Source organism: Neoluteolibacter marinus, from assembly GCF_014904755.1.
GTDB lineage: Bacteria > Verrucomicrobiota > Verrucomicrobiia > Verrucomicrobiales > Akkermansiaceae > Haloferula > Haloferula marina.
In genome coordinates, this window is the sequence record NZ_JACZFQ010000354.1 from 1 (window position 1) to 276 (window position 276).

At 70.7% G+C, this 276-nt stretch carries 1 protein-coding gene; it reads left to right on the top strand.

Features of this window, described 5'->3' with window-relative positions; all coding sequences use genetic code 11:
- Positions 1 to 276: AarF/UbiB family protein (locus IG178_RS25235; RefSeq protein ID WP_226895808.1), on the top strand; the 276-nt coding region annotated here is incomplete at both ends.

Genomic DNA, 276 nt, shown 5'->3' on the forward strand with positions numbered 1-276 from the left:
GGCCACCGGCTCGATCGGGCAGGCCCACACCGCGGTCTACGACGGCATGGACGTCGTCGTGAAGATCCGCCGCCCGGGGATCGTGGACACCGTCAACCGCGACCTGGAGGTGCTGCGCGAGCTCGCCGTGCTGATCACGCGCTACTGGCCGGGCGTGGGCGATCAGGACCTGACCGCGCTGGTGGATCAGTTCGCCGCCTCCATGCGCGATGAGCTCGACTACCTGGCCGAGGCCCGCAGCACGGAGCGGATGCGCGAGCTGTTCGCGGGGCATCC